An 8,584-nucleotide genomic window follows, 5' to 3' on the forward strand; every position below is an offset into this window, starting at 1 on the left:
CCCGCTCCGGCACCGACAGGCTGACCAGCCGGAGACCAGCCGCCCAGCCCCGCGGCTGCCCCCCATGGGTGGAGGGGAGGCCCTCGGTGCACCCTGCGCGTGTCCACGCCGCTACATCGGCGGGCCCGCCTCGTTGATACAGGCATGGACGACGACGAGGTGCGGCTGGACGGGCCGAGCCCCCTGTTGGCCCTGCTCACCTCCGAGGAAGCCCAGGACGTGGTCGCCGTCCTCGGCGAATGGCCAACGGCATGGCTTTGAACCTCGACCACGTTCAGGGGTCGCTAGCGAACCTTGCTGCGCGCCTACCGCACCCGGACCTCTAGCAGAGGGCCACGGCGCTTCTTGTCCGGTGTGCGACCACAATCTGGTCTGCCTGGGCAAACAATGTCGCGACGGACCCGATGCCCTGGGCTTTCCCGTCGCAAGCGTTTCCGCTGGCTGGGCCCTACGCGCCTGTCGGTACCGTGGACGTCAATTTCACCAAAACGTTGTCCCCGGTCGACGTCGACGGCCCGGTGGCGGTGTTGCCGTAGTCGGTCGAAGGCCGCGTCGGACTCCAGGGCCTCGAAGGGCAGAGGAACCTTCTTGATCACTCGGCTTAGACACCTCAATGATCACGGATCCCGTGTCCGCTCTGCCATCCACCCCAACCTGCGGCATCCTCACAACAGTTGGATGATTCCGGGAACTTACGCATGCCCTGGGTTGCGGTGGAGCCGGTGCTCGAACGGAGCGTGCAGGACGGAAAGCCCCTCCCGGGCGGTCCAGCATCCTCGTGGTCGGAATCACGTGTTGTGGAGTACGTAGGACCAGGCGGGCTGCTTGCCGCTCGTCTCGTTGGTCTCGATCAGTGCGCCCACCGTCCAGTAGGTGGCCTGTTGTCGTTCGGCGCTGGTCGGGGGAGCGAGGTGCCGTGAGCGCAGGCCGGTGACGAACACCGCGACCATGGTGAGGAATTCCTCGAGGCTGTCCGCGATGGGGAGGCCGCCGAGATGGTCCTCGCCCGGCCCGGTGGGGACGCGCAGGACGTGTCCGGTGGGGCCGTCGACGACGAGGCTGCCGCCCACCCACTTGCCGATCCGGAAGAAGGGGCCTGTCTCGGTGACGGGCTCGATTCCCTCGGGCCAGGAGGGCAGTTCGTCGAGAACGCCCATCTCCCAGTTGCCGAAAGGGAAGAGGCCCATGGCGCCTTCCTTCATGTACGGCAGACCGAATTCCAGGAGGAGTTCGCGTGTCGCGGGGTCGGTGAGCCGATCCGGAAGGTCCTCGGGCTGGATGGGATAGATCAGGTCCTCGCCGAACACGGTGAGGAGGTCCTCGTGGCTCGGGGCGGCGCGTCGACCGGGCTGCACGGACCCGCGTCTGTGTAGTCACCGCTGAGGGGGAGCGTCCGGGCCCCGAAGTCGGAGAGGTCCACGCCGTCGGCGGGTTCGATCGCGATCAAACCCAAGTCGCCCGCGAACAGGGTGACGTCGCCGACCGCCGGCGGTACGCAGGGGAGCACGAAGGCGCGGTCATCCCGTCGCGGGACCGATGCGGCGAACAGTTCGCTGACACTGGCGGGCGCGGCGGAGCCCTGTCCGGACGCCGCGGGCCAGGTCAGATCCGCGCTGTGTTCCTCCAGGATGCCGTCGTCCTCAAGAGGGTCCGTGAGCTGCTCTCCCGTCTCCACGTCCCAGATCGAGACGTACAGCAACTCCTCCTCGTTCACCGTCCGTCGCTGCAGACCGGCGACGGCGGGCCGCCTATGCCAGCGCACCTCCGCCAGTGCGGCCAGTCGCCCCGCCTCGAGGAAGTCAGGGTGAAGGCCGCCCGGCGGCCGCCACTTCGCCCACTTGGCCTGCCAGGGCAGGGTGACACCGGAGTTAGCGACCGCTGACGCGAACGCGCGGTCGTTGCGCGAAAGGGCCATCAGGTGCAGCCAAGACGCCCACTCAGCCTGCTGCCGCGGGACGATTCCCCAGCCCCACAGGTGAATGGCGTCGGCTGCCGCCGTGTTACCGGGAAGGGAGAAGGTGATGCTGCGTGCCGCGTCCATGAGGGCCGTCTGCGGCAGATGGGCGACGACACGTCCGTCCCGGAGCAGCTCCTCGTACGTTCCCGCCTGTACGGCGTGCATGGCGAGCCCCGTGGCCGCGTACCGGCCGGTGGTGCCGTGCCTCGCCCAGCCCTCGGGATGGCGGAAGCCCGCAGCCGAGCGCGTCAGCCAATCCACCATGTGCCCATGGAGACGGCAGAGTTCGCCGGAGCCTGCCTCGTGAAAGGCGTCCCGGCGCAGCCTCTCGGCGACGCCCTCGTCGACGAAGGAAGCCCCGAGCGGACCGAGCCGGAGCACGCCCGACTCTTCCCGCGCGAGCGCGGCGAGTTCGTCTTCGGACGTCGCCTCACCGGTCAGCGCCGTGACCAGTTGGGCCCACACAGGCAGCGGAACGGAGCGGGGCTCGGCCAGGGCCAGGGCCTGCAGGGCCCGCGAGTCCGGCGCCGACTCAGGCGCGGCGGCGGGCGCCGACACCCGGAACACCGTCTGGGCGTCGGCGTCCACGGGCAGCAACTGCGGAACCGTGTGAACCAGCACGGCCAACCTGCCGCACGCCAACCGCGGGAGCGTCCAGGTCACCAACCGCTCGGCCTCGTACGAGCGCCGGGTCGGACCGGCCCTGTGGGCGTTGACGACCAGCAGCAGCCGCTCCTCGGGCCACGCGCCGAGCACGCGACGCCAGGCGCGCGACCCGTCCGCGGGCAACTCGACTCCGAGATCCGTGAGGGCCTGCCGCATGACCTGCTCGGCGGTGAGTCCAGTGGCGTCGACGACGACGCTGCCGGGCACGTGCTCGTGAGTCCGGCGTACGACCGCGGAGGCGTCGTGGCCGTCCTCCAGGGCGAGGAACGCGACGCGGCCGTCCAGCCCGCCCTCACGCCACCACGTGCCGACGCGCCAGGCGACGTCGTCCTCGCGGATTCCGGAGGTGTCGGTGGTCGGCTCGGGCACTGTGCCCCTCCCTGGCTCGTGTCGGTTCCCTGGTCTCAGGCGGAACGAGACGGCCTGATCCGCTGGATCCCCCGGTCGATGAAGGCCGCCGCTTCGATCTCTGAGACCTCCACGTGGTCGGTGACATTGTGTCCCAGCGCGTACAGGCCGAAATGGTCGGCCGGGTACCAAAGCAGTTCCGGCCGAAGGCCTCATCGCGGTGACGGGCTCCCGTCCGACCGCCCGGCGGCGCATCAGCCCGAGGGGAGTTCCCTCGAGAACCCCTCTTCGACCACCGCGAAGCAGGTGATCCTGCAGCGCGGCAAGTTCTCCGCTATTGATCCGAAACTCAATCGGTTCCATTCGAGGATGCAGCAGACCTGCGGGTCTCGGCGGCGAGTCAGGTCTGGTCGCGGCCCCGACTGTGCATCAGCAGGCTGCGCCTGAGGTCGGCGTCGACTCGTTCGTCGTGGCGCGCCCCCAGGCGCGGTCGGTGACCTGGGCCAAGCCAATCGCGGACTGGTCGGCGAAGGCCTCTCGGCTGCCCACGACATTCGCCATCGCACGGTTCGCCGCCTCGTCATCCCGCTCTTGCCCGTTTGGCGGCCGGGTCGCCGCGTACGCGTTCAGGGCGACTCTCCATCGTTAGTCAGTGTCGATGTGCGTGCCGACTCCATGGGGCGACGCCGGTACCGGCTAGCGGCCCGCGGGCAAGGCCGGCCGCGGGCCGCTGGCCGGTGCTCAGCGCGCGGGGCGGTAGGTCGCGATGATCACGCCGCTGCTGGTGGGCTTCGCGCTCACCAGTTCCAGCTTCTTCAAAGCGGTGTCGTCCTCGAACAGCTTCTTTCGGCCTTCGCCGGCCACCACCGGGTGGATCAGCAGTACCAGCTCATCCAGCAGATCCAGTTCCAGCAGCGAACGCACCAGCGTCGGGCTGCCCGCGACGGTGATGTCCTTGCCCTCGCCGACCCTGAGCTTCTCGATCGCGGCCGTCAGATCGCCGTTGACGAGGGTGCTGTTGGACCAGTCCTCCACGCTGTCCAGCGTGGAGGAGACGACGTACTTGGGCGAATCGTTGATCCACTTGGCGAAACCGGTGTCCTCGCCGCTGGTCACCGTCGGCCAGTACCCGGCCCACTCGGTGAAGGTCACCCGGCCCATCAAAATCGTGTCCGCGGTCTCCAACGCCCTCCCCAGCACCGCGCCCATTTCCTCGTCGAAGGCGAACTGCCACTCGTTCGGCGACTGGACGACACCGTCGAGCGAGATGAACGGACTCGAAACGACCTTGCGCATGATTCCTCCGTGATGAGTCCCGGGCCGCCTGCCCGGTTACGGCCCGGGGCCCTGCCACCGGGACGAGCCGACCCCGTCGGCCACGCCACGAAACCTACGCGGGCACCGAGGACGAGGGCTTGTACAGAAGCGACAGGGGCTCGGTTACCTCCGGACTGCTCAGCCCAGTGGCGGTTCGGCCGATGTACCGGGTCAAGGACCGCGCCAGATGCGGCTGGTCGTAGTAGCCCAGCCGGTGCACGACGTCCTGGGCCGGCGCACCCTCCTGGATCAGTACCGCCGCCTCACGGGCGCGGTGGATCTGCCGGATGGCGCCTTGGGTGAGACCCGTCGCCGAGACAAAGCGGCGCTGCAAAGTGCGATCGGAGACATCGGGGGCAGCACCGTGAAGCACGGCGGGCACGATCGGGTCGCAGTCCACGATGCCCTCACGCACCATGCGCCGTACGAACGCCTCCGCATTGTCGTAATCGGGCGGGTGCCAGCTGGAGCCCTTCAGCCAGACGGAGCGCCGTGTCACATCCGGAATCTCCGCACCACCCCCCACGAGCCGGCTGACCGGGATGTGCGGCATCGAGGTACCCAGCGCAAAGCTGATACCGAAGAACGTGGCGTCCTGGGGGACATCAGCCAGACACGCGCTGGGTTCCGGGCCCATGACGGCCGCCTGGACCTGACCGTCATGCTCCCAGAAGACAAGTTCCCAGTGCGTTGCCGCGATCGACATCATCCGGCCCACTTCGTCACTACGGCTGCGCCACACCCGCTCGATGTACGGCAGCTCCGACGGCCTGCTCTCGATCTCCAGACCCAATCGGATCACCCCGTTCAACGCTGCCGGAGCCGCCAGTCTGCCACGCCATCCTGACGCCCAGGCCGCCTGCGAGATGCGCACGAAGGACCGGCGCGGATCGGTCCGACCGGAACATCTCGCACCGCCTGATGCAGTCGCGGGAGGAGCTCACGTGGGCAGCGTTCGTTCATGGGGGCTAGCAGCGGCGACCTGGAGCTTCTTCACGGAGCGACCGGCGCTCCCGCCGGACGGTGACACGTCACCGTCATGCGCAGCGGCCGCCGCATCCTCCACGCCTGGTGGGACGGCCCGGAGACCGCCGTGACGAAAGGGTCTGCCTTCATTCGCGAGCACCAGGTCTACCTGCGCCTTGGCGGCCCACGAGCCACCGTCGCCCACGCGGACCCTGGGCGGCGTCATCGCGCCGCGACCATGCTCAAGCCCCCGGAGATCAGGCGCGCCACACCTCAGCAGCGGCGAGGAACGCCGACGACGACGGACGCCCCGGACTCCCACCCCGGCTGATCTCGCCGGGCTGGAGCCGCCCGTCGACGCGCACCCGGGCCCGCCCACACGGGCCGGTCACCAGACTCAAACTGTGCTCCACGCCGGCCAGCGGGAACCCGTCGGTGGCGAAAGCACGCCGGTCGAGCACATCCCCCATGCTCACCTCGATGCCTCCACCCCCAGCCCACAGCCCGGATGCAAGATCGAGCCGAACCCGGACCGCAGCCTGGCGGAACCGGGGAGCGGGCCAGGGCAGACCGTCGAGTTCAGGGAAGTGACGGACGAAGTGATCGGCCAGCCAGAGAGTGAGCTCCGGATCCTCACCGACCGCCCTCACCCCGTCCGGACGCCACAGCACGAAAGCGTTCCCCGCGCCATGGGTGGACCAGTCCACCTGCCAGGTGGACAGATAAGCCGTACACGCCCCCGACCCGTCGAAGAGCTGAAGACCCGGATTGGCACCGACCAAGATCGGCTTGCGCAGCCCGGGATCCCCACCCGGAGCAACACCAGCGACCGACACCGAAGCCGGCGTAGCAGCGGCCAGGAGCCCCACCGCACCCAAGACAGTCCCCACACGCACGATGCCACGCCGACTGACAACCCCCGCAGCCCCGCCGCGATCGCAGTCCGCGTGTGCCCGATCGAAACTCAAAACGCCTCCCTGGAACGTGGCAACACGGTCACGGACCACCATCCGCTGGCAGCGGCAGCGACGTCCACGCATTCGAAACCCTTCGAATCCACCAGCCCCCACCCCGGCGGCGATGCGACACTCACGACATGGCGATGAGGGTGCAACTGGACGCACAAGCTTGGAGCAGATCACGGTTCGCCACGTCCGCGGCCATAGAAATCCTCGGCGTGCTACGCCACCGCACCCACCACCCAGCAGCCCACGCACGACACTGGTACACCCGAACACGCCAGACACTCACACCGACCCAGCTGGCACTGCTGCAGGCACTGATCCCCACCGACCACAGCTACACCCCGGACTTCCTGACCCCCGTGCCACGCCCAGGCGAAACGATGCAAGACGTGGCTGCCCGCATCGCAGCCACCCCGCCCGAGGAAGTCGACTACCAACTCGACATCGCCATCCGCGGCCGACGCGTGTGGCCCCACGTCCTCGCCCTGCACCCGAGCCAGGCAGCCTACGAGCGCTGGCGCCGACCCATACCAACCGCACTCGAGACAGCCGCACGCAAAGGCGGCGCAACCGTGGCAACTATGGCCGCCACAGCAATGGCAACCCTGTTCGAGACCGTACTCACACCGCACTGGCCACGAATCCAAGCGATCGCCAACGCCGACATCAGCAACCGCGCCGACAAGATGGCCACGCACGGCGCAGCAGCAGTACTCGACGAACTCGGCGAACGCATGCAATGGACCGGCACCGAACTCGTACTGGAACGCACCTACTCCGGAACCATCGACTGGGCCCACGAAGGAATCCTCTTCGTCCCCGCCACAACACACGTCGGCCCCGTACTGTTCGCCGCCGAACACCCCCACCCACCCATGCTCATCTACCGCGCACGCGGCATCGCCACCCTCGACGAACGTCCCACAGACACGACGGAAACAGCCCTGGCAGGACTCATAGGCGCGACCAGAGCCGCACTCCTGACCACACTCGACACCCCCGCCTCCACAGCCGAACTGAGCCAGAAAACCGGCTGGAGCAACGCAACCGTGTCCTACCACCTCGGCATCCTGCTACGCGCACGACTGGTCGACCGACACCGCCGAGGCCGCATCGTCCGCTACACGAGAACCACCCTCGGCACGGCACTCGCCAACTCACCAGCACAAGAGAACGCAGCCCCAGCCAGTCAGCTGCCGCCCACAGCCCGAACCGACACCCCGACGGACCCCGCCGTCAACCACCGACCCAACCTCCCGAACCGAAACTAATGCCACATCAGGCAATGCCGGCCGACCCGGCACAGCCAGCGCCCCGCTGCTCACAGCGGCTTCGTAAGCCAGGAGAGTGTCGACAAAGACCCGACACTGATCCGACGTCAGGGGAGCCAGCGCCTTGCGCCAGGCGGCCACATCCGGGGCCAGCCCAGTGATCGCAGATTGCTGACCGGCCGTGATGCCGACAATCCGCCTGCGACGGTCCGCCTCATCCTGGTGCCGCTCCAAAATCCCTGCCGGGATCAAACCGCTCACCAGCAGACTCACCGTCGCCGGAGCGACCTGAAAACGAGCGCCAAGCTCGTTCACACTCATCGGCCCGTCGAAGAACAGGGGAGGGCAAAGAGAGATGACGTGGCGCCAGCGAAAGCGACTGCAGCGCCTGCGGCCATCGGGTGCTTCTTGCCCCGGCCCACCGTCCGGGGCATGAGCAGCAGCAGAGCTCGTCACCACCATCACCGAAGCACTGGTCGGCGTCCTCGGCGAAGACATCCGCGAACAGGCCATCGTGACAATCGAAGACGTCCCGGACGGCCGCACGGGCGTCGCAGGCATATGGCCTGACACACACGTGTGAGCAAGTCTGAGATCCTTCCCCACATGAGCACACCACCCAACGGATTGCCCATCTACCGAGTCCTGACAGGCCCAGACGACGCCACGTTCTGCCAACGCGTGAGCGAGATGCTCGGCCTCGGCTACGAGCTACACGAAGGCCCCGCTGTCACCTTCAACGGCACCAACGTCATCATCGCCCAGGCGCTCATCTGGCCGAAATAGTAACGGCTTTGAGGAATAGATAACCTCAAAATCTATTCCATTAAGCAGAGCTGACTCTACATCAGTTCTGATGTATGTCGAATTGGGCGGCAACAAAAGAGGATTGACGAGTAGGCAGGATTTTGGAAAGGGGAGAGCCGAGACATCCCCCACCGCGCTCTGTAGCCAGCGGCCAGGAATTCGCGGAGCGAATTCCTGCAGGCCAAGTGCGGAGCAATTCGAGCCCCGGACAACGGAGTTGTCCGCACCGGACGGCGGAGCGGCCGGTGAGCAACGCGGAGCGTTGCCGTCTTTCCGCCACGTAGTGG

9 protein-coding genes are annotated in these 8,584 nt (G+C 67.7%); 3 read left to right on the plus strand and 6 right to left on the minus strand.

Annotation, left to right across the window (positions count from 1 at the left end):
- Positions 1 to 788 precede the first annotated feature (788 nt).
- The 5 genes from IAG42_RS35835 to IAG42_RS35855 all read right to left on the minus strand — a co-directional run bounded on the left by IAG42_RS35835 (position 789) and on the right by IAG42_RS35855 (position 6,090).
- Positions 789 to 1,307, minus strand: coding sequence for an SUKH-4 family immunity protein (locus IAG42_RS35835; RefSeq protein WP_188341092.1), 519 nt, complete (start codon positions 1,305 to 1,307; stop codon positions 789 to 791).
- The gene (locus IAG42_RS35840; RefSeq protein ID WP_188341093.1) at positions 1,289 to 2,992 is read right to left on the minus strand and encodes a hypothetical protein; all 1,704 of its coding nucleotides are present in this window, start codon (positions 2,990 to 2,992) and stop codon (positions 1,289 to 1,291) included. The genes IAG42_RS35835 and IAG42_RS35840 overlap by 19 nt, the downstream gene beginning before the upstream one ends.
- 720 nt (positions 2,993 to 3,712) lie before the next feature.
- On the minus strand, positions 3,713 to 4,267 hold the full coding sequence (locus IAG42_RS35845; RefSeq protein WP_188341094.1) for a dihydrofolate reductase family protein: 555 nt from the start codon (positions 4,265 to 4,267) through the stop codon (positions 3,713 to 3,715).
- Between the two features lie 94 nt (positions 4,268 to 4,361).
- Positions 4,362 to 5,090: a helix-turn-helix domain-containing protein gene (locus IAG42_RS35850; protein ID WP_223205770.1), complete on the minus strand. Its 729-nt coding sequence runs from the start codon at positions 5,088 to 5,090 to the stop codon at positions 4,362 to 4,364.
- 421 nt (positions 5,091 to 5,511) lie between these two features.
- On the minus strand, positions 5,512 to 6,090 hold the full coding sequence (locus IAG42_RS35855) for a hypothetical protein (protein ID WP_223205769.1): 579 nt from the start codon (positions 6,088 to 6,090) through the stop codon (positions 5,512 to 5,514).
- 260 nt (positions 6,091 to 6,350) lie between these two features.
- Between IAG42_RS35855 and IAG42_RS35860 the strand changes: the two genes are divergently transcribed.
- Positions 6,351 to 7,490 carry a helix-turn-helix domain-containing protein gene (locus IAG42_RS35860; protein WP_188341095.1) on the plus strand — a complete coding sequence of 380 codons (1,140 nt, stop codon included), beginning with the start codon at positions 6,351 to 6,353 and terminating at the stop codon, positions 7,488 to 7,490.
- Here the strand turns inward: IAG42_RS35860 and IAG42_RS38515 are convergent.
- On the minus strand, positions 7,377 to 8,003 hold the full coding sequence (locus IAG42_RS38515; RefSeq protein ID WP_394811270.1) for a MarR family winged helix-turn-helix transcriptional regulator: 627 nt from the start codon (positions 8,001 to 8,003) through the stop codon (positions 7,377 to 7,379). The two genes, IAG42_RS35860 and IAG42_RS38515, sit on opposite strands and share 114 nt — an antisense overlap.
- Between IAG42_RS38515 and IAG42_RS38665 the strand changes: the two genes are divergently transcribed.
- Together IAG42_RS38665 and IAG42_RS35875 are read left to right on the plus strand one after the other, a co-directional pair.
- A complete protein-coding gene (locus IAG42_RS38665) occupies positions 7,987 to 8,073 on the plus strand; it encodes a hypothetical protein (RefSeq protein ID WP_394811298.1) in 87 nt (28 codons plus the stop codon). The genes IAG42_RS38515 and IAG42_RS38665 overlap by 17 nt on opposite strands.
- A gap of 23 nt (positions 8,074 to 8,096) precedes the next feature.
- Positions 8,097 to 8,276, plus strand: a complete 180-nt coding sequence (locus IAG42_RS35875) for a DUF1737 domain-containing protein (RefSeq protein WP_188334915.1) — start codon at positions 8,097 to 8,099, stop codon at positions 8,274 to 8,276.
- The last annotated feature ends 308 nt before the right edge of the window (positions 8,277 to 8,584 follow it).

The organism is Streptomyces xanthii (assembly GCF_014621695.1).
GTDB classification, from domain to species: Bacteria; Actinomycetota; Actinomycetes; order Streptomycetales; family Streptomycetaceae; genus Streptomyces; species Streptomyces xanthii.